The 315-nt window shown below is 49.8% G+C and carries 1 pseudogene; it reads left to right on the forward strand.

The features are described from left to right. Window positions 1–299, forward strand: a pseudogene (locus tag JEM65_RS21490) (carboxylate-amine ligase); the annotation flags it as partial. Window positions 300–315 lie beyond the last annotated feature (16 nt).

Below are 315 nucleotides of genomic sequence, written 5' to 3' on the forward strand. Positions count from 1 at the left end.
TTTACCGTAGCTCGCTCATTAAGGAAAATAAATGGCGCGCCGCTCGCTACGGGATTGATGGCCAGCTTATTGATTTTGGTACAGAAGAGGAAAAACCGGCCCGCCAGCTTATTCTGGAACTACTCGATTTTGTGGACGACGTAGTAGATGAGCTTGGTAGCCGCCACGAGGTGGAATACGTGCTCAAAATGCTGGAAATGGGGACGGGAGCTGACCGCCAACTGGCCGTCTTCCACCAAACCGGCGACCTAACGAAAGTGGTAGATTATATTCTAAGTGAAACGACGCACGGCTTATAAAAAGCGCAAGTCAAGT

Source organism: Gelidibacter salicanalis (assembly GCF_016469035.1).
In the GTDB taxonomy this organism is placed as follows: Bacteria; Bacteroidota; Bacteroidia; order Flavobacteriales; family Flavobacteriaceae; genus Gelidibacter; species Gelidibacter salicanalis_A.